This is a genomic window from Aeromonas sp. L_1B5_3 (assembly GCF_963866575.1).
GTDB lineage: Bacteria > Pseudomonadota > Gammaproteobacteria > Enterobacterales > Aeromonadaceae > Aeromonas > Aeromonas jandaei.
Genome location: NZ_CAWMDN010000120.1, coordinates 1 through 19,485 on the forward strand (window position 1 = coordinate 1; position 19,485 = coordinate 19,485).

Genomic DNA, 19,485 nt, shown 5'->3' on the forward strand with positions numbered 1-19,485 from the left:
GGATCTGCATCGGCAAACTGGTGCAAAAACAGGATAAGTGGGTACCGGAGAAGGATGACAGCTTCACCCTCACCACCCAGATACAACAAAAAGGGGGATGGTTGCTCCATCCCCTGCACCAACACTACTCATCGCAAAAGAGTGGCCAAGGACAGGAGCAGACCAAGATCCGCGCCATTCCGGTGCGAGTGCTGTTCAACGACAGCGACCTGAACCTGCGGGCCGAATACAGCGCCTTCGACCGGCAGACCGGACGGCCACTGTGTGTCGGCAATGGGGAGGTGGCGAGACGCGTCGGCGCACAGGGGATGGAAGAGGTCGGTTGTCCCGGCCCGGAACGCTGCCCCTACGGTCAGCAACAGGGCTGCAAGCTGTATGGGCGACTGAACCTGTTTGTGGAGGGACAGGGGGACGAACTCGGCAGCTTTATCTTTCGCACCACCGGCTACAACTCGGTGCGCACTCTGGCGGCGCGGCTCAAGTACCTGGAGGCGGTGAGTGGCGGCCTGACCCGCTATCTGCCGCTGACGTTGCGGCTGCGGGCCAAGAGCACCACCCAGTCCTACCGCACCCCGGTCTACTACGTGGACCTGACCCTGCGCGACGAGCTGACGCTGACCGAGGCGGTCGGTCAAGCACGGCAGGAAGCGATGCAGGACGAGGAGGCAGGGATGACGATCAGCGAGATGGAAGCGGTGGCACGGGCGCTACTGCGCAACGGCCAGTTCGAGGAGGTGGATGAAGAGGTGCCGCTGTTGCTGGAGGAGTTCTACCCGGAGACTGAGACGACAGAGGCACAATCTGCCTCACCGCCGATGGCAACGGAAGCGACGCCAGCACGTCTCCGCCCTCGTTCCTCCCCCCTGACCAACAAGCTGGGCAAAGGCGCGGATCCTTCACTCTCTCGCGCCTGAGCCCGCGATTCCCGACGCTCAGAGTCGGGAATCGCGATAACCCCTTTCAAATCAACTCGTAGCGGTACATCTGGCTACGACCTCATGACGGGGCGTCTGTCACAAAACAGCCCCGTTCTTATCCCCATCGCTAGTTTTGAGTCAATAGATCAAGGTACACTGACACCCCAGGTCAAAAGCCTCAAAGAGACCTTATTGACCTGAAAAGGGTGGGAAATAGCTGAAAAAGGTTGTCGTTTTCAGAAGGCGACTGCACGAAATATCAGGAGTCGGCTGCACTGCCAGAACTGGCCGCCTGCAAGGCAGCGTAGAGAGCGGTTTTTCCTACCTTGAGGCGTGCGGCGGCCTCGCGGACATTCAAGCCGTTGGCGACAAGCTCCCGCGCTCGTTGCAACTTGTCGGCAGTGACAACCGGCTTGCGTCCGCCTTTGCGCCCGCGTGCGGCGGCAGCGGTCAACCCGGCCTTGGTGCGCTCGCGGATCAGGTCGCGCTCGAACTGGCCCAGCGCACCGAACACATGGAAGATGAGCCGTCCGCCCGGCGTGGTGGTGTCGATGTTTTCAGTCAACGAGCGGAAGCCGACGCCCCGTGCTTCCAGCTTGCCGACCGTCTCAATCAGGTGCGGCAGGGAGCGGCCAAGCCGATCCAGCCGCCAGACGACCAGCACATCGCCATCGCGCAGATAAGCCAGCGCATCGGCCAAGCCGGGCCGGTCTGCCTTGGCCCCGGATGCCGTGTCCTCGAAAACCCGTTCGCAGCCTGCATTGCGCAGCGCATCCGTCTGCAAGGCGGTGTCCTGTTCCGCCGTCGATACCCGCGCATAGCCGATGAGTGCCATTTCCGCCCATTTGTCCGTTATACCGTCCGCCTATCTTATTGTCCGTCATCCCGTTGCGCAAGATGTTTTCGGACAGGCGTCCGGTTTGGCCGCCTAATGATCGTTTGGCGGACAAGGCGACTGGCATCAGCCGAACAGCTCGCTATGGGAGCCAAGCCGCGCCAGTCGCAGGGTGTCGGCGTCGGACTTGCGGTAGATCAGCAGCAGGTCGGGCTTGATGTGGCATTCGCGGTAGCCCGCCCAATCGCCGGAAAGATCGTGGTCGCGGTATCGCACATCCAGGGGCTGATCGGTCGCCAGCGCGACCAGAACCGGCTTGAGGTCATCATTCGTGCAGCGGACTCCTGATACTGTTCGTTCAATAGACGACTGCACAACAGCCTTCAAACCGCGTTGTCTGGTGCAGTCGTCTTCTGAAAATGACAGCTATTCCTGTTACTGGCCGCAGCCGATGCGGCGCTGTATCAAGCCAAGCAGCGGGGGCGGAACCGCACGGAGATTGACGGTCTTTAAGTGTCCGGAAGCTACGACCGGTGCCGACTCCACCAAACCCGGGGCGATTCAGGGGGGATTCTCTATCGACAGTTTGATCCGCCTCCAGACGACGGCGCCTGGCTGCGCGGATCGTCCTTCAACAGGTATTCGAGGTGGACCAGCAGCGCGTCCCAGAGTGCGTGAAGTTCCGCCATACCGGCCAAAGCTTCGACATCGTGACCCTGCGAACGCCGCTTGAGCAAGTCGGCGGCCAGCGCGTGTACCCGGAGATGTAAGGTTTCAATGGTGGCGAAGGTTGCGGCGTGGCGCGGCTGATGGATGGTCTTGTCGAGCCACTGGCCGAATCGGCATTGATGATGATCGAGTGGCGGCGGCGCGTCGCGCCTGCCATCGAGGTGTTCCCCCAGGGCAACAATCCAGCCTCGATGCTCGACACCGGCAATCAGCACCGGCATCAGCTCGCGGTCGAGGCAGTGTGCATGCGCCCATCGTGGGTCGGGGCGCCAACGCTGGCGCCACGCAGGCAGATCGGCCGCCGCCATCGGTCGGGCGATGCCATAGCCCTGGCCCAGATCGCAGCCGAGCCGCAGCAGGGTTTCGCCGTGCGCCACCGTCTCCACCCCCTCGGCAATCGCCCTGCGCCGAAAGGCGGTGGCCAGCCCCAGTATTCCTTCTAGAATAGCGAGGTCGTCCGAGTCCTGCAGCATGTCGCGAACGAAGCTCTGATCGATCTTGAGCACTTGCGCCGGCAGGCGCTTGAGATAGGTGAGCGACGAATAACCGGTGCCAAAATCATCGAGCGCAAAACTGACTCCGAGCGTCGCGGATGCATCGATAACCGCGGAGACCAGGGCGATGTCTTCGAGAGCGCTACTCTCCAGCACTTCTAGCTCAAGATAGCCGCGCGGCACGTTCGGGTGCGCTGCCAGCAGGGCTCGCAGTTCATCCAGAAAACCGGCCTGCTGCAGATGAAAGCCGGAGATGTTCACGCTAACCGGTAAATCGACTCCCGCGTCCTGCCATGCCGCGATCTGGGTCAGCGCAGTGTCGATCACCCAGCGTCCCAGTTCCACTTCCAGCGGATGTTGTGCGATCGGCGGCAGAAACTCCACGGGTGCAAGCAGGCCCTGATCCGGGTGTTGCCACCGGATCAGGGCCTCGGCTCCGATCACCTCGCCGCTGCGCATGTTGACCTTGGGCTGGTAGTGAAGCACGAACTCGTTCTTGATTAATCCCTCCCGGATGCGCTCCAGGTGCTCGTGCTGACCGCGCAGACTTGCATCCCGTGCGGTGTCAAAAATATGGTAACGGTTCTTGCCCGCGACCTTGGCCTGGTACATCGCTTGGTCCGCCTGGCGCAGCAACTGATCGGGATCGACATCATCACTTTGCGGGTAGTGGGAAATCCCGATGCTGCCGGAAACCTGAACGACCACGCCATCCACCTTTACCGGTTGGGCGATGACGGACAGCAATCGATCGATCAGATCCTTCGCTGTACTCTGATTGCTCAGATCGGCAAGTATGGCGACGAACTCGTCGCCACCCAGGCGGGCGACGGTATCGCCCTCGCGCAGGCAATCCTTCATGCGCGCGGCAAGGGTCACCAACAGTTGATCGCCGACGTCATGGCCATGTACATCATTTACTGACTTGAACCCATCCAGATCGATATAAGCCAGTGCCAGCGGCAGGCCGCTGCGCCTTACCCGTACGATGGCCTGCTCGAGGCGATCGGCCAGCAGCACCCGGTTGGGAAGGCCGGTGAGCGGATCGAAGTGCGCGATATGCCTGAGCTGCTGCTCATTGTCCTTTTGCCGCGTGATGTCCGAGAACAGCGCCACATAGTGGGAGGTCTGCTGATCGCTCCCGCGCACGGCCGCGATTGCGAGTGACTGGGCGTACTCCTGTCCGGACTTGCGCATATTCCAGACCTCCCCCTCCCAGTACCCTCGGGTGCGCAGATCACGCCACATCTCGTCATAGAAAGCTCGATCATGGCGCCCGGAGCTGAGGATGCGGGGGTTGCGGCCGAGTACCTCGTTTCGGGGATAGCCGGTGATACGGGTGAAGGCGTCGTTGACCTCGATAATGTGGCCATCGGCATCGGTGATAACGATACCTTCACGGGCGTGGCTGAATACGCTTGCTGCGAGTTGGAGCTTTGCGTCGGATTGACGCCGGACATTCAAACCATCCAGAAAGGCATTGAACCCGCGCGAGAGATTGCCGATCTCGTCATCGCCGCGCGGCGCCAGCGGCAGCAATTCGGCATCGGGCAGGTCGCGTAGTTGCCCGAAGCGTCTGGCAACATCACGAATCGGTTGCACCACCCGGCGCGCGAACAAGACCGCCCCCACGCCCACGATAAGGAGCGACACCAGCATCGCCACGGTGGTGGTCCGTCCAATGGCCTGCGCTGAGCGATACCGCGTTTCTTCCGGAACCAAGATCGCAAGTCGCCAGCCGGGAGCGTGCAGGGCGACTTGACTAATGAGTACTCCACTTGCAGCATTGATCGTTACCGTCGCGCTGTGTGCTTCGGCCAGCTGGGCAATCAACGCTGGTTCTGCGTGCGAGCCGAGGCGTGCTGGATCGGGGTGATATACGAGGCGATCACGCCCGTCCAACACGATCAGCAGGCGATCTTCGCTAACGCCTGCTTTGCTGAACTCGCGGCGAATCTGGTGTGGGTCGTAGTTGATCAGCAGCAAGGCGACCGGGACCTCGCGCGAAGTCGCCAGATCGAAACGGCGAATCACTCGGGCTACCGTTACCACCTGGCGGTGGGCGGAGTCACGATTGAGGTTGGCCTGCACACCTGCCCAATGTATCCGGCTGGGAGCGGCCAGGGTCTCTGCGATCAACTGTTCGCGCGCCGTTACATCCAGGTTATTTGAAACCAGGGTGTCGCCGACGTGGTAGTGACTACCCCCCAAGGTAAAAATGTCGATGGAGACAAGGCCGTCCACGTTGATGTAATTGTTGAGCACGTAGCCGATCTGCGCCTGGGTGGCCAGGCGCGTGAACACATCGCCATCGGGCGGCTCAGCCGAGACCGCCTCGACAATCTGCTCAACCCCGCTGATGTTAGCGATCAATGCTTCGATCTGCGCCATCTGCCCGTTGAGCAGGGCAGCCTTGTCGTGAGCCTGTTGAATCGCACTGCTGCGCGTCTCATGTTCCAGAGCCTGGTTCGACAGGTGTATCGCCGATAAGCCCACCACCAACAGTGGCAGGATGCTAAGCACAATCAGGTAGACAATGAAGCGCTGGGTGAGGTTCAGCCGCATCCGCCCCCCACCCATGAGCAACGGGCCGACTCCGCCAAGGGAGCGGCGAATTTGATCGTCATGATGTTCAAACGCAATCCCGGGCCTACTTCGGCGCGCTGACCAGCGCCACATCGATCAGCGTTTCTGATGGCACTTTTTCGCCCTTGAGCAGGCGAATCGCATACAGAACACCTTGATAACCTTGCTCCGCCGAGCGCTGGTCGACGGTAACCGCTAGCTTGCCCTGATCGACCATGGTCCGGATTTCGGGCAAGGCGTCGAAACCGGCCACCTTGACCGAGCTCAGCCCATTGTCGCTCAAGTATCGCAAGGCCCCCAGTGCCATCATGTCGTTGGCGGCGAACAGCAGGCCGATGCCCGGATGCAGCTCGAACATTTTCCTGGTTACCTCATAGGCCTCATCGATCTTCCAGTTGGCGGTTTCACTGGCAACCACTCGGATCGCCGTGTTCTCTGAAAACGCACGCTCCGCACCTTGCTTGCGCGCCTGCGCATTCTCGGCACTACGAATGCCTTCGAGAATGGCTGCCGTGGTCGGCACTTCAATCCCTGCGCTCAGCGCCTTGACCGCGAGATAGGCCCCCTTCTCGTTGTCCACGCTGATAAAGGGCAGGCCGGCGAGATCCGCCACTGCGAGTTGGGTGGCATCCAGGCGGGCATCGATAATCACCACCGGAATACCCGCATCACGCGCCTTTCGCACCGCAGGAATCAGATGGTGTGCATTCGCAGGGGCGATCACGAGCGCATCGGCCCGCTTGTTCTGAACTAGATCTTCGACGATCGAAACCTGCTGTTCGAATGAGGTTTCCTGCGCTGCCGTCTTGACGATCAGTTCAATGCCGAGCTCAATCTCCGCCTTGCGCGCACCCTTCTCCATCTCAACGAAGAACGGATTGGTCAGCGTTTTCATGACCAACGCCACTCGCGGCTTTACAACGGGGGGCGGGGATGTGGAGATTGCGACCGCGGGTTCTCGATCGACACCCTCACCACACCCAGCAAAGACCAACGACAGGACCAGGAAGGCAAGACATCGGATCGGCCGCATGAGCGTCACTCTGGGAAAGGTGACAAATGTTACCAGCTTCTTTCCGACCGGCGGAGCAGCTTGACTGTGGCCACGATCTCGACCACTTCGGCGGTCCGTCTCTTGGAGGCAATCAGGGTGGCCAGCAGCAACGTAAGCGGTAACCGAGCGGCGTTCTTGCCTACTTCGAGCGCGGGTGGAGATCGGATCGAAGCGGATTGGCCGCGAAGTGTTGCTTCCACAGCCTTGGGGTGAGTTGCCGTCGACCGCGTGTTGGGTTTCGTTTTGTATACTCTGCGTCATTTGTCCGATTTCCTGTGTCGCTCTGGCGGTTCGCTCGGCAAGTTTGCGCACTTCGTCGGCCACCACGGCAAAGCCGCGCCCGGTTTCTCCGGCGCGAGCGGCTTCGATGGCTGCATTGAGCGCCAGCAGGTTGGTCTGGTCCGCAATGTCCTTGATGACACTCGTGACACGGCTGACTTCGCTGTGAAGGGCTTCATCGTCGGCGTCCTGGCGCACGGCAGGCAGTTGTTTCTGCAACTGCCGGCAGCCATTCTTGTACCGTCTCCCACACCACATCGAGATTGATGGCGAAATAGCCGTGGGCCATGCGATTACGCATGTTGCGCATGCTGCGCCACGGCACATCGGGGTGCGCCTGGATAAAGCCGGCGTAGCCCTCCATCACTTTCGTAGCGGCCTCACCGATGATGATCAGGCTCATGATGACAGCCTGCTGGGTGCGCTTGTCGGCCAGGAAGTCGTCTTTGGTCAGCCCTTCCACGAAGCTGCACGCATCGGTTGCTGCCTGCTGGATGTGATCGAGGTAGTCGGGCAGTCGGTGGTTCTCGCTCATACCGATTGCGCTTCCGCGAGTACCTTGGCCCGAAACTTCGGCGGCAGATCGCCGGGCGTCAGCAAATCGACGGGAACGCCAAGCAAGGATTCCAGGTCGTCTTGCAGATCGCCCAAGTCCAACAACGTGGCACCCGGCAGCGCATCGACCAGTAGATCGAGGTCGCTGCCATCGCGGTCAGTACCATGCAGCACCGATCCGAAGACGCGCGGGTTCGCCGTGCGAAAACGGCTTACTGCTTCGCGCACTGCACTTCGTTTCATGTCGAGCACAACGGACGGTCGCATGGGTATCCTTTCTTATCGAAACTCATTGCAATGCTAAGGGGTCGAGAATAGCCTTTCAAGAACTATTTTCGAGAACCGCAATGCCTTGATTTACTGTGTCGCGCTGTCGTTTTCAGAAGACGGCTGCACTGAACGTCAGAAGCCGACTGCACTATAGCAGCGGAGGGGTTGGATCCATCAGGCAACGACGGGCTGCTGCCGGCCAACTGCTGCCGGTCGGCCTGTCTGTAGCGTCGTCACTCGAACGGCAGCTTCGCTCAGATTGAGGACGAGCCGGTGCCTTGAGAATTCGAGATGCTGACTTTATGACATCTTTCAGGTAATTTTCGCGTTCGACGTCCTCGTGCGGAATCTCTATTCGGTTGCGAAGGAAGGGAGAACTATGAATCGAGTCATTGCAGTCATCTATGGTGTTGCAGGCCTTTGGTTTCTGCTGCTGGCCAGTCCTAGATCCCTCGGAGAAGCTGCCGTCAAATATGCGTTCGCCGCAATTTTGTTGTTCTTTGCATACCGGCGTTTCCGCGCCTCCTCGAAGAATGCGGCCGAGTATGTCAAACAGGAAGATGGCGCTTGGCTGCAGTTGACAGTTGTTCCCGCTGCGCCGCCCATTCTCTGGTTTCCTGCCGTGCTCTCGATCATCCTGGGCGCAGGCGTCGTGGGAAGTGGAATGGCTTACCTGTGGGTCCTGGGCTTGATCTTCGCTTTGCTGACATGGCTGGTCTTGCTGCAGGACCACCGGGGTGGCAATCCCACGGCACCTCGCCGTTTTCGCGTGAATCCAGAAGGCATTGAGACCGACGGAACCTTCTTGCGTAAGGACGACATTCATGACCTGCGCATCAGGAACAAGTTCGCTGGGGGCGTCGAGATCGTTTACGACGCGAATCAAGGCATTCCCACCGGCGTCACGATGGGGCTGGCGGGTCGGCGAGCACTTGCCGAGGTGGCGTATCGGGTTGAAGTCGAAGCTGCCGGAAAGGCTTATGTGCTCGCTGCCGGACTGGATGAGGTCACTGCCAAGGGCGTTGCCACTGAGATCGGCAAGGCGTTGAACTTGGCCATGCCGGCATCATGAGCAAGGCGCCTGGTACCCTCCAGACGTCCGTCACGAGGGCAAAGTGGGCTCAGTGCCGGATCATCCTGCTATGCCTCCTGAGTGCAGCGTGCAATCCTTCGCCTGAGCTCCAAGCCTCCCGAGACGTCCGCGCAACGACAGCGCAAAGCCTCCGGCAGGTGGCTGTCCTCCCGCTGCAGCGCGGCTACTACGTCGCCAGCGATACGCCTTGCGCCAAAGCCTCGAACGCCACCCTCTTGCTTCTGAGACGGAATGGCATCGGCGGAGCGCGGTATTTCTGCGAGTTCAAGCGTATCGAGCAGACCGGTCCAGCCACTTATCGCGTGGAAGAAGAGTGCGCCGATTTCCAGGGGGACGCGCCGGAGACTCGGCATCTGCAATACATACTTGATAATGACTCCCGCTTCTTGGCCAAGGAGCAGGACGTCGTCGCTCTTGACGCTCGGTACTGTGCCCAGTCGGAATTGCCTCTCGAGTGGCGTAACACGGACATCGAGTCCGAAATCGAATGAACACCGCCATTCTGTTCAATGGAAGGGGCGTCCGTCATACATCCGATACAGTTGCGAGCGGAAAGAATGTCGCTCGCGAACGGCCGGTTCCTGCAGGACAAAGCCCTTCAGCCGTTGTGTCAGCGACTGGCTGGTCCGGGTCGACACCGGTAATCGGATCGTTGCCGCACTGAACAGCGCCCCGTTCCAGGTCGCCTCCATTTATGCGGCTGAACCGAGGGAGAGCAGCTTTACGCCGTCTGGCCGCAGTTCGCCCTTGGGCGACACGTGCCGGTAGAGCGTCTGCCGGGTAATCCCGAGTTCTTCGCAGAGATCGCCCACCTTGGTTTCCGGTTGCCCCATGCTGGCCATCGCCAGGCGTAGCTTGGCGGCGGTCATCTTGAAGGGGCGCCCCCCTTTCCTGCCGCGAGCGCGCGCCGAGATAAGTCCAGCGACTGTTCGCTCGGAAATCAACTCACGCTCGAACTCGGCCAGCGCGGCAAAAATACCGAACACAAGCTTGCCGGCGGCAGTCGTCGTGTCGACCGCCGCACCGTGACCGGTCAGGACCTTCAGGCCCACGCTACGCGCAGTTAGGTCGTGCACGGTGTTGATCAGGTGGCGCAGATCACGGCCAAGCCGATCGAGCTTCCACACGATCAGCGTGTCCCCTTCACGAAGCGCCTTCAGGCAAGCAGCCAACCCTGGGCGATCATCGCGCCTGCCCGAGGCCAGATCCTCGTAAAGGTGCGCAAGGCTCACACCAGCGGCGATGAGCGCATCGCGTTGCAAATTGGTGGACTGGGATCCGTCCGCCTTCGATACCCGCATGTAGCCGATCAGCACCTTTTCACCCGTCACGTATACGTTCGATTATGTGACATTGTGTGCCGGAAAGCTCAGGCCGTCAAAATTCGTCACTTAACCCGTCATTCTGTCTAAGACACGCAAAGGGTCCGTCAGGCTCATAATGTGACAGAAATTCCGCGGGGATACCTTCCTTCGCGAAGGTGGCGCGCAACTGTTCCAGGGAAGCGGGGTCGCGCCTACCATAGGAAGCCAACGCGAACAGTGAGCGTGCCGTCTCGGGGTTGTGCCGCGCTTCAATGATGGCCTCGTCGATGGCCTGGACTGCACGCTGCCAGTGATTGATGGGTTCGGGCTTCGGCGTTTTCGTCGGCAGGCCACTGGTGAAACCTGTTTGGGGTTCTGACCAGAACAGCTTTGCCTGCTCGCCTGGCGGGCTGATGTCCCTCACCTCAATCAAGCTGATTGCCGTTGCCGCCGCCTCCAGCATCTGTAACCGTATTACCGGGTTCAAGGTTTCATACGGTCGCCACAAACTTTGCCCAGCACGCAGCGGATGCCCGCAGCCTTCCCAGACTTGGCGGAGATACCCCGCGCAGGTTCCGCACGCGGAAAGCGGGGTGTTCAGCTCATCGAGCAGCGTGCGAAGAAGTCGAAACCACAATCCGGCGTGGATGCGTCGGCGCGGCAGCTCCACGTGACCGGTCGTCAGTGCCTGCCAGGTACGCTGATCCATCGCCGCAATCGCGTCGCTGGCGGTGCGCGGTTCGGCGTCGGCGTTCTCCCAGCCGAGAAACCGCCCAGGCACTCCCCAATAGGATTCCAGCCAGCAGCCATGCAGCGGGCAGCTCAGCATCAGGGGCAGCTTCCAAGCGAGCAGTACGGCTTGGTTCTCTGGATCGTTTAGGCAGAGCGGACAGGCGCGGTGTATCGGCTGGCCGGGCAGCCAGGCACGCCAGCTCGTGATGGATCGTGTCTTTCGGCGGAGTCTTGGCAGCAGCACCGAGAGCTGAAATGCATAGGTTTCCAAGGCGTCTGGAATCTTGTCATCAAGGCTGTCCAGTAGCCAAGGCACCCATCCGGCGAAACTCATACAGCGCAGCCGGTCCAGCTCGATGCCGCTCCGCTGGGAGAGCATCGTCAGCAGCGACAGTGGTGGCGCAGTGTCCAAGTCATCGACCTGACCGTAGCCAAGATCGTGCTCCAGCAGCTCGGACAGTTCCATGTGATAGCAAAGGGCCACGCGGTTGAGCCACGAAGACAGGGCTTCGCCTTCCCTGGGAGCCGGATGCAATGGCCAGCGCAGCGCTGGCTTCACATCAGTTCCCGCTCGAATTGCCGACGCCGCTCGCTGGGTCCGGTGTAATCGGCCATGCCGAGCGTGCGGTGGTTGATCGCTTCCTCTCCGCTCTCCACGGCGGCGACGGCCGCTGCCATCAACAGGTGTGCCAACTCGCCAATGGTGCCCTCGCTACGCGTGAGCAGGTAGCGGGCCATATCCAGCGTGGCAATCGACGAAGGTCGCCGTAGCGGGAGCGAAGCCGCGAAGCTGGCCAGCAGTGAGCAGCAATCGTCGTTGGCCTCCCATACCGGCAGCAGCATCGGCTCGAACCGGTTCTCCAACTGATCGTCCGAACGGATGACCAGATAGGCGTCGCGTGTGCCGACCCCGGCCAGCGGAATGCGCAGCTCGTTGCCGAGAAAGCGCAGCAGGTTGAGAAATTCCCGGCGGTTGACGCTATTGCCGGCCAGGACGTTGTGCAGTTCGTCGATCACCAGCATACGCACACCGACCTTGCGCAGCAGTGCCAGAGCCAGTTGCTCCATTTCCGGCAACCGTGGGCGTGGGCGCAGCGGCGCGCCCATCGCGGCGAGCAGCGCGACGTAGAAGCGGATCACGGACGGCTCGGACGGCATCTGCACGACCAACACTGGGATGTACTCCTGGTCGGCGTCGGAGCTGGCCGGGTGGGTGCGGCGGAACTTCTCGACGATCATCGACTTGCCATTGTTGGTCGGGCCGACCAGCAGCAGGTTGGGCATGCGTTGCTTGTTTGGCCACGCATAAAGGGCTTCCAGCCGGTTCAGCGCCTCGACCGCGCGCGGATAGCCGATCCAGCGGTCGGCGCGAAGGCGCTGGATGCGCTCGTCCGCCGGCAGCCGAGCCAGCCCCTGCGCCGCCGGCAGCAGGTGGGACAGGTCGATGATGGGATATTGGTCCACGGCTACCACTCCTCAATCTGGTCGAACGGTTTGGCGGGCGGCAAGTTGTCTGCCTGCGGGTCGGCAATATCCGTATCCGGCGGAACGGGCTTGTCCGGCCGAGCTGATGTCTTGAGATGCTGGCGGCGATCCGCGTCACGCCGCGCCTTGCGTGTGGCCTTCTGCGCGCTGGTCACAATCTCACGCATCTGGCCGATCATGCGGAACAGCGCCGACTCATCCACCTGTTCGCGCCCTTGCTGCCGCAGTTTCGCCAGCGCCTGCCGTTGTTCCCACAAGGTGACAGCCGGATGTGACAAGGTACGGTAGGGAATTTCCAGGTAGTGCTGCCCCTCCGGTTCCAGCACCCAGATGCGGCTGATGTCGCGCTGGTCGCGCCGGATCAGGAAGGCGGGTAAACGGTCGCGCCGAGCGATCCACGGTTTGAGCGCGTCAGCGTAGTAGTGGATGTGGTCGATGACGAAGCCAGTGCGGGTCAGGGTGCGGCGGAGGATGGGCAGAAAATCGACCAGAAAAGCTGTGGCGCGAGTGACGACGGCCGGTACGCCGGCACGCGCCACGGCCTCGGCCCAGCGCGCGGCCGGCGGTTGGAGCAGGCCGTTGTGCACCGAACCGTGGTAGGTGCCGACCGCCAATGTGAGCCAGCGCTCTAGCTCGCGCAGCGTCAGGGCGGCCTTGTTTTCGGAATCGTAGTCGCCGCGCTGGTCAGGGTTGGAGAAGGTCGTTCCCGGCAGTTCGTCGTGAATCATCTGCATCGCCGTGCCGATGATCCGTTCCACGATGCCCCCATAGTGGGGCTGTCCCAGCGGGCGATAGTCCAGCCGGATGCCATGCTGCTCGCAGCCACGGCGCAGCGCTTCGCTCTTGAACTCGGCCGCGTTGTCCAAGTAAAGCAGTATGGGCTTGCCGCTCATCGGCCAGTCCATTTCCACGTTCAGCCCTTCCAGCCAGGGACGCTTGTCGCAGGCGATATGCGCCAGGCACAGACCGACCGAGACGGCAGACGGCGCTTCCAGCGTGACGACCATACCGAGCACGCAGCGGGTGAACACGTCGATGGCTAGGGTCAGGTACGGGCGGCCAATCGGTTGCCGGTCGCGCTCATCGACTACGATCAGGTCGATGACCGTATGGTCTATCTGCACCTGCTCCAGCGGCGCGGTCACGGCAGGAGGCTCGCCGCCAACACCTTGTAGGTCACGAGCGGCATCCTGGCCTTCCCGTCGGCGAATGACCTTGCGCGGGTCAAGGCTAGCGATCCGTAAGGCCACGGTATTGCGCGCCGGCACTCGCAGTTTTTGAGCCTTGCACACCTGAGTGACTTCGCGGTGAAAGGCCGCTAGGCTGCGCTTCTGCTTGGTCAGGAACCGCTTTTGCAGTAGCTCGTGGATGACGCGCTCGACCGGTTCCGGCAAGCGCCCCTTGCCTTTACCTCCACCGGACTGGCCGGGCACCAGATCCGTCACGAGGCCGCTGCCTTGCCGGGCACGCCGGATCAGAACGTACACCTGCCGCCGAGACAAGCCCAGCGCCTGAGCCGCCATATCGGCCGCTTCGTGCCCGACCGTCTCCGACTGCGCCAACGGGCCGATGATCTCCGCACGACGGCGCGCACGCTCCCAAGCCTCATCAGGCAGAGTGGCCACGCCTTGTTCTGGAATCCGTGGGGTGTCCGTCGCCATGCTCACCTCGCTTTGGTGCACACGAGTATTGAGCATAGTCGAGATTGGTGCAGATCACTTCTGATATTGAACTGTCAGGAGCTGGCTGCACAACAGCCATTACGCCCAATCAACTGGTGCAGTCGTCTTCTGAAAATGACAAAGGTGCCTATTTCGTGAGTGTCACTAGGGCTTGCCCTATTGACCGGGAGGAGACCATGGCACTGGTAGGTTATGCACGCGTGAGCACGGTAGGCCAGAGCCTGGATACCCAGCTTCAAGCGCTGGCCGAGTGCAGCAAGATTTTCCAAGAGAAGGTGAGCGGCGCCAGCGATGACCGGCCCCAACTCGCCCTGCTGTTGGATTGTGTGAATGAGGGGGATGTGGTGATGGTGACCAAGCTGGATCGCCTGGCACGCAACACTCGCCACCTGTTGGAAATTTCGGAGTACCTGCAACAGCGACAAGTGGCCCTGCGCATCTTGAACCTAGGCGTCGACACCTCAACCCCGACCGGCAAGTTGATGCTGACCATGATCGGCGCCATCGCCACCTTCGAGCGGGAGCTGATGCTGGAACGCCAAGCCGAGGGGATTGAGCTCGCCAAACGGCGTGGGGCCTACAAGGGCCGCAAGCCCACCGCGATGGCAAAGGGGCGCGAGGTGCTGGCGCTAGCCAAGCGAGGGTTACCCAGGGCCGAGATCGCGAGGCAGACGGGGATCAGCATTTCCAGCGTGCAACGCATCCTCAGGACAACAGAAAAATAATGCCGGGGTATCTCCTGGCGCATCGGATTCGTATTCAACACAAGGAAGAAAAATAATGAAAAAACATCATCATCTCTCGTTAATTGCCGCGTTGGTCCTCAGTGCTTGCGGCGGTGGCAGCGACAACAGCAGTAGTGATAATGGCGGCAATGGCGCTCCTGCCGATATCACCCTAACCGGTCGCGCCCTCTCCGGCGACTATCTGGCTGGGCAAGCCGCCTGCCTGGACCTCAACGCCAACCAGCAATGTGACAACGGCGAACCGCAGACCACCACCGACAGTCAGGGGCGTTTCAGCTTCACCCTGCCAGAAACGCAGCAAGCCGACGCCCGTCAGGCATGGGCTATTCTTGCTGCTCCTGCCACCTCGCTGAAGGCTGCTGCTCGGGCCGCCGCTACCCCAACCCTGTTCGGTTACGTTGACGGTGCCGAGTTTGTGGTCAGCCCCTATACCCACGATTTGGTCACCCGAACCGACCCTGAGCAGCGCAAGACCCACTATCAATCCAGCATCGCCACCAAGGAGAAACAACTGATTGCCAGCGAGCTGGGACTGACGACTCAAGAGGCCAGCGAACAGAAGCTGTTTGGCGACTATCTGGCGGCGGGTGACGAACACAGTGCGGCCCTGGCTGAAGAGGCAGCCACCAAAGAGCAGCAACTCGTTGAGGCAAGCACCCTGCAAGCCAAGCTGGCGGCGGCCCTTGCCACCAGCAACCCGCAAGGATGGCAATCGGTCACGGTTAGCATTCGCAACCTGCGCGAGTACAACCGCAATCAGGACATCTGGCAGCTAATCCGCCTGCAAGAGGTTGTCTACACCAAACGGGTTGAGGCCATCGAGACGACCCGCACCGAGAGCACCCGCTGGCTGCTCGATGAGCAGGGAGGCTACGATGCCCAGCAGCCACTGCGCCGCTTTATCGACGAGGAGCACAAGAACTGGGACAGCAAGCAATATAGCCTGCACTCCGCTTGGGACTGGACCTACGACGAGAGCGGCAATGCCACCGTCAAAGGCGAGAGTATCCGCAGCGGCACCTTCAGTCAGGATGCGAATGGTCTCTACAGCTACCACACCACGGAGTTCACCAACGAGGGCACGCCCGTTCCCCATGACACGGCCCCGTTGCCTGAGGATAGTTATTGCGAAGGCTTCGACATCCAGGCCGAGTTCGCCCGCTGGCAAGCCAATCCAAGCCTGACGGCGCTCGACCAGTGTGTAGGCAATGTCCTGCAAAGCGATGACCAGGAGAACCTCGACAGCCAGGGCGCATGGACACAGCACCGCGCCCTGACCTTCTGGCTCAGAGGGGAAGACCCCATCAATCCCAATGGCCCCCCCAGCAGCTACGAAACCCGCACCAGCGTTGTCACTGTGCAAGGGGATACGCAGTTTGTGAACCAACTGGATAACCAGGCTCTGACCATCAACGCCCCAGCGTTGGGTCAGTCTCCCTTCAACCTCACCCGCGATGACAAGCTGAGCCATACCGGTGACAGCGCCATCAAATTGGCCCAGCCGATTTGTGGCGGGTGCGCGGCGACCGAACTCGACAGCAGCATCCCCGGCTTTGGCAAGGTCGAGCTGCAAAACTACAACCCGACCCGCTGGCGCTCGCTGGCCGGGGCCTATCTGGAGCAGGATCACCAGAAGCAGGCGAATGGCTTCACCCTCGCTAATCGCTTCTACCAGTTGGATGTACAGCAGCCTGATGGGCTGACCAAGCCATTGTTCTTGAAATACGCGGGCAATAGCACGCCGTTTATGACTCAGGACTGGCAGTTTGATAGTGCCAGCCAGACCCTGACTGCCACCCATCACTACACCCCCGTTGCCGACCTTGCCGATGTCTGGCCACTGCCACACCAGGTCATGCAAGGTGACGCGTTGGAACTGAAGGCAACCGTCAAGCTCGTGCAATCCAACGGCTTGCCCAGCGCCACGCAGACCACGGCGGTTGATGGCGGTAATGCCATCAGCACGCCCACTTTCGCAGAAGGGCTCTTCAGCTCGCCGCTGCGCTGGAGCGTGCAGAGCAGCGATACCAGCCCAGATGGCCAAGAGTTCGCCGAACTGCTGTTTGGCACCGCGCCGCTGAGCTTCAAGGCCAGCCGTGAGGCGGGTATCAGCCAGGGTATCTGTGGCGGCGACCCCGCCACCGTGCGTCAGGAATTGCTGTTCGCACCGGTTGGCGGGGACATGGTAGTGAGCGTGGTCTGCGATGGTGTCGATGTGGCGCAGCAATATCTGCTGCGCGTGACCACACCGTTCAACGGCACAACCTTCCAGGCAGAGCTGCAATTCTTTGCCGATGGCGCCAACATCTACCGGGAGGCCCCATTCGAGCGTACCCAGCTCACCTTCACCAAACAGTAAGCCTCACTCGTTCGACAACATAAATCCCACAGGGCGTCACCACATGGTGACGCCCTTTTTCATTTTCAGTTCATAAGGAACCGCTATGACCATGCCCCCTCTCAACCTCGGCGACCACCTCGCCGTCCAGCGCCTCGGCTACAGCCACCACGGTCTCTATGTCGGCGACAGGCAGGTGATCCACTACCAGGGACCGTTTGCCAACGATGACCGGACAGGCCAAATCGTTCTGTGCTCGCTCGATGATTTTCACAGCGAGCAGCCGCTACAGGTGCTCTCTCACCCAAGCCGTCCGTTCAGTCCGGAAGAGTGCGTGGCACGGGCGTTCTCCCGCTTGGGCGAGCAGGACTATCACCTGCTCTTTAACAACTGCGAGCACTTTGTGCAGTGGTGCATTGAGGACCGGCACAGCTCACCCCAGGTGAACCAGGCCACCACCGCCCTCGCGGCCACCGGCAGCCAGTTGCTTAAATCCAGCCAAGGCAGTCAGGCCATCACCAGCGCCTTGATGGGGGCCTCCGCCAGCTTGGCCAGCGTTCCGGCGACCAGCAGCACCATCTTGTCTGTCACCGCCATCAGCGCCCCGGCATGGGCACCGCTGGCCGTGGGCGTTGCGGTCGCCTATGGCACACACCGGTTATTTAAATGGCTCACCGATGACTAACCCCTTCATTCATCGCTCAACCACTTCATCACCACGCAAGGAAAAATCCCATGACCATCATCTTCAACCAGGACGGTATCAGCCTGCCCGTGAGTCAGGCGCTGCTGATCCTGCTCAACCAAGAAGCAGAGCGTACCAACCTCGACCTGGTGCGTTGCACCCAGCTCACCTTCCACTTCCGCAACCCCGGTTACAGCGCCGAGCAAGGCGGCGTTCATCCGGTCGAGATCCGCTTGGTACGTGGTCTCGACGATTGGCTGTTCGATTACGTCACTGATTTCAGCTATCAGGGGCTGGGGCAAGATGCGGAGCTTTGTAAAGAGCTTGATTTCAACTTCCTCGACGGCGAGCACGTTATGCAGGGCTGGGGGCCGCTCCGGCTGGCAGAGGCGCGAGAGCTGTTCGCGCTGTGGCAGCGCAACTTCATCGCCTACTGCGGACTGGAGTGCTTCAGCGTCACCGTCAGCGGGAACTAGGAAGTATCGGTAATCCGCTGACCCACTCACCGCAATCCCCCCTTTATCGCAAAAAAGCACACCCCACCGGCCCCCATCGGCCAGTGGGGCGAACGCTTTGGAGGATCAATCATGTTGCATCAGAAACTCACCGCCGGGGAGCAACCCGGCACCTATCGGGTGACCGACTTAGTCACCGACGACGACTTGCTCACCATCGCCCAGGCGTTGGCCCGCCAGAAGCTCGCCAAAGGCGTAGCCCTCACCGACAAGCATCTGGCCCACCAAGCGCTACAAGGGCTGCTGCAAACGCGGGATCGCGAAGTGTTCGCCGCACTGTTCCTCGATAACCAGCACCGGATCTTGGCCTACGAGGAGCTGTTTCTCGGCACCCTCTCCGCTGCGACTGTCTACCCCCGCGACGTGGTCAAGCGGGCGCTGCACCACAATGCCGCCGCGCTGATGCTGGTCCACAACCATCCCTCAGGTTACCCAGAACCCAGCCGTGCAGATATCGAGACCACTCAGCGACTGCAAAGCGCCCTAGCGCTGGTCGATATCCGCACGCTGGATCATCTGGTGGTGGGGGCGGAGGGCGTGGTGTCGCTGGCAGAGCGTGGGCATTTGTAACGGTTACGCCAGTCAAGAGGTCCGCTTGGGACACGGGTGATAAACCAGGGTCCAGCGGTGACCTGTATGACGACCGAACATCAATTGGAGTAAAGAACATGAGCACGATAGGCAGTTGGGGATTACATACCCAGGTTCAACCCCGTTTTGGCGCACGGGCCATTGTCGAACGAAGCGGAGTCTCCCTACTCTGGGATCGCAGCGGCGTCTATGGCAATGCTGACGACCAGTGGCTCACCGACATCGACACCGTTTTACCGGGGTTTATTGAGCGCCTTGGCAGCCTCTTTCGGCAAGGGGAATTGCTGAGCGACCAGGACAAATTGGTGACATTGAGGCAAGGGGAATGGGTCTGCCTGGCCAATCCAAGGGCCAGCTATGGTTACCTCTATCTGGATGTCTACCGGCAAGCAGACGACAGTGCTCGAGCCACAGAGGCGTAAAGCCGACACAGAGGGTGCCCTTGCACTGAAACTGACTAAATAGCTGTTCCGAATAGTAGATCACTGCGCTCGTACAGCTTCTACAAGTGACATGGAGCACGCATCGTGCGCTAAGCCTTGTCACTTCAGGCTTTCTCGCCAGATTGCACAAATGCCTTACGCCACAAGGCTTC

At 60.8% G+C, this 19,485-nt stretch carries 18 protein-coding genes and 1 pseudogene; 8 read left to right on the top strand and 11 right to left on the bottom strand.

Going from position 1 to position 19,485, the window contains the following annotated elements; genetic code table 11:
* Positions 1-2: 2 nt before the first annotated feature.
* Positions 3-914: a recombination directionality factor gene (locus AACR93_RS14445; RefSeq protein ID WP_043851118.1), complete on the top strand. Its 912-nt coding sequence runs from the start codon at positions 3-5 to the stop codon at positions 912-914.
* Positions 915-1,176: 262 nt separating this feature from the next.
* On the opposite strand, the gene AACR93_RS14450 is transcribed toward AACR93_RS14445, so the two are convergent.
* From AACR93_RS14450 to AACR93_RS14480, 7 genes and pseudogenes are all read right to left on the bottom strand, one after another.
* Positions 1,177-1,752: a recombinase family protein gene (locus AACR93_RS14450; RefSeq protein ID WP_001173919.1), complete on the bottom strand. Its 576-nt coding sequence runs from the start codon at positions 1,750-1,752 to the stop codon at positions 1,177-1,179.
* Positions 1,753-1,878: 126 nt separating this feature from the next.
* Positions 1,879-2,139 (bottom strand): type II toxin-antitoxin system YafQ family toxin, encoded by a 261-nt coding sequence (locus AACR93_RS14455; RefSeq protein WP_031943083.1) that lies wholly within the window; start codon positions 2,137-2,139, stop codon positions 1,879-1,881.
* Positions 2,140-2,327: 188 nt separating this feature from the next.
* A complete protein-coding gene (locus AACR93_RS14460) occupies positions 2,328-5,540 on the bottom strand; it encodes an EAL domain-containing protein (RefSeq protein WP_197077963.1) in 3,213 nt (1,070 codons plus the stop codon).
* Between the two features lie 85 nt (positions 5,541-5,625).
* Positions 5,626-6,594 (bottom strand): substrate-binding domain-containing protein, encoded by a 969-nt coding sequence (locus tag AACR93_RS14465; protein ID WP_043851129.1) that lies wholly within the window; start codon positions 6,592-6,594, stop codon positions 5,626-5,628.
* Between the two features lie 243 nt (positions 6,595-6,837).
* A pseudogene (locus AACR93_RS14470) lies at positions 6,838-7,059 on the bottom strand (methyl-accepting chemotaxis protein); the annotation flags it as partial.
* Positions 7,060-7,069: 10 nt separating this feature from the next.
* Positions 7,070-7,429: a HepT-like ribonuclease domain-containing protein gene (locus tag AACR93_RS14475; protein ID WP_082044120.1), complete on the bottom strand. Its 360-nt coding sequence runs from the start codon at positions 7,427-7,429 to the stop codon at positions 7,070-7,072.
* Entirely contained in the window at positions 7,426-7,716 is a 291-nt protein-coding gene (locus tag AACR93_RS14480; protein ID WP_043851119.1) for a nucleotidyltransferase family protein, read from the bottom strand. Before AACR93_RS14480 ends, AACR93_RS14475 begins: the two co-directional genes overlap by 4 nt.
* 382 nt (positions 7,717-8,098) lie before the next feature.
* Here AACR93_RS14480 and AACR93_RS14485 point away from each other — a divergent pair, with 382 nt between their 5' ends.
* Positions 8,099-8,791, top strand: a complete 693-nt coding sequence (locus tag AACR93_RS14485) for a hypothetical protein (RefSeq protein ID WP_043851120.1) — start codon at positions 8,099-8,101, stop codon at positions 8,789-8,791.
* Between the two features lie 713 nt (positions 8,792-9,504).
* Here AACR93_RS14485 and AACR93_RS14490 read toward each other — a convergent pair.
* Genes AACR93_RS14490 through AACR93_RS14505 form a run of 4 tightly spaced genes read right to left on the bottom strand, consistent with a single transcriptional unit; the run spans position 9,505 to position 13,994 of the window.
* Positions 9,505-10,143, bottom strand: a complete 639-nt coding sequence (locus AACR93_RS14490) for a recombinase family protein (protein WP_003830791.1) — start codon at positions 10,141-10,143, stop codon at positions 9,505-9,507.
* 46 nt (positions 10,144-10,189) lie between these two features.
* Positions 10,190-11,407: a TniQ family protein gene (locus AACR93_RS14495; RefSeq protein ID WP_043851121.1), complete on the bottom strand. Its 1,218-nt coding sequence runs from the start codon at positions 11,405-11,407 to the stop codon at positions 10,190-10,192.
* Positions 11,404-12,312, bottom strand: a complete 909-nt coding sequence (locus AACR93_RS14500; protein WP_043851122.1) for a TniB family NTP-binding protein — start codon at positions 12,310-12,312, stop codon at positions 11,404-11,406. Before AACR93_RS14500 ends, AACR93_RS14495 begins: the two co-directional genes overlap by 4 nt.
* Before the next feature lie 2 nt (positions 12,313-12,314).
* Entirely contained in the window at positions 12,315-13,994 is a 1,680-nt protein-coding gene (locus AACR93_RS14505) for a Mu transposase C-terminal domain-containing protein (protein ID WP_043851131.1), read from the bottom strand.
* Positions 13,995-14,191: 197 nt separating this feature from the next.
* On the opposite strand from AACR93_RS14505, the gene AACR93_RS14515 reads away from it, so the two are divergent.
* The 6 genes from AACR93_RS14515 to AACR93_RS14540 all read left to right on the top strand — a co-directional run bounded on the left by AACR93_RS14515 (position 14,192) and on the right by AACR93_RS14540 (position 19,312).
* Entirely contained in the window at positions 14,192-14,740 is a 549-nt protein-coding gene (locus tag AACR93_RS14515) for a recombinase family protein (RefSeq protein ID WP_043851123.1), read from the top strand.
* Positions 14,741-14,795: 55 nt separating this feature from the next.
* Complete coding sequence (locus AACR93_RS14520) at positions 14,796-17,120, top strand: hypothetical protein (RefSeq protein ID WP_043851124.1); 2,325 nt, start codon at positions 14,796-14,798, stop codon at positions 17,118-17,120.
* 85 nt (positions 17,121-17,205) lie between these two features.
* The gene (locus AACR93_RS14525; RefSeq protein WP_052497078.1) at positions 17,206-17,784 is read left to right on the top strand and encodes a lecithin retinol acyltransferase family protein; all 579 of its coding nucleotides are present in this window, start codon (positions 17,206-17,208) and stop codon (positions 17,782-17,784) included.
* Positions 17,785-17,834: 50 nt separating this feature from the next.
* Entirely contained in the window at positions 17,835-18,260 is a 426-nt protein-coding gene (locus AACR93_RS14530; protein WP_043851125.1) for a DUF2787 domain-containing protein, read from the top strand.
* Positions 18,261-18,371: 111 nt separating this feature from the next.
* Entirely contained in the window at positions 18,372-18,869 is a 498-nt protein-coding gene (radC, locus tag AACR93_RS14535; RefSeq protein WP_043851126.1) for a RadC family protein, read from the top strand.
* A gap of 98 nt (positions 18,870-18,967) precedes the next feature.
* Positions 18,968-19,312, top strand: coding sequence for a type IV toxin-antitoxin system YeeU family antitoxin (locus tag AACR93_RS14540; RefSeq protein ID WP_024945959.1), 345 nt, complete (start codon positions 18,968-18,970; stop codon positions 19,310-19,312).
* The last annotated feature ends 173 nt before the right edge of the window (positions 19,313-19,485 follow it).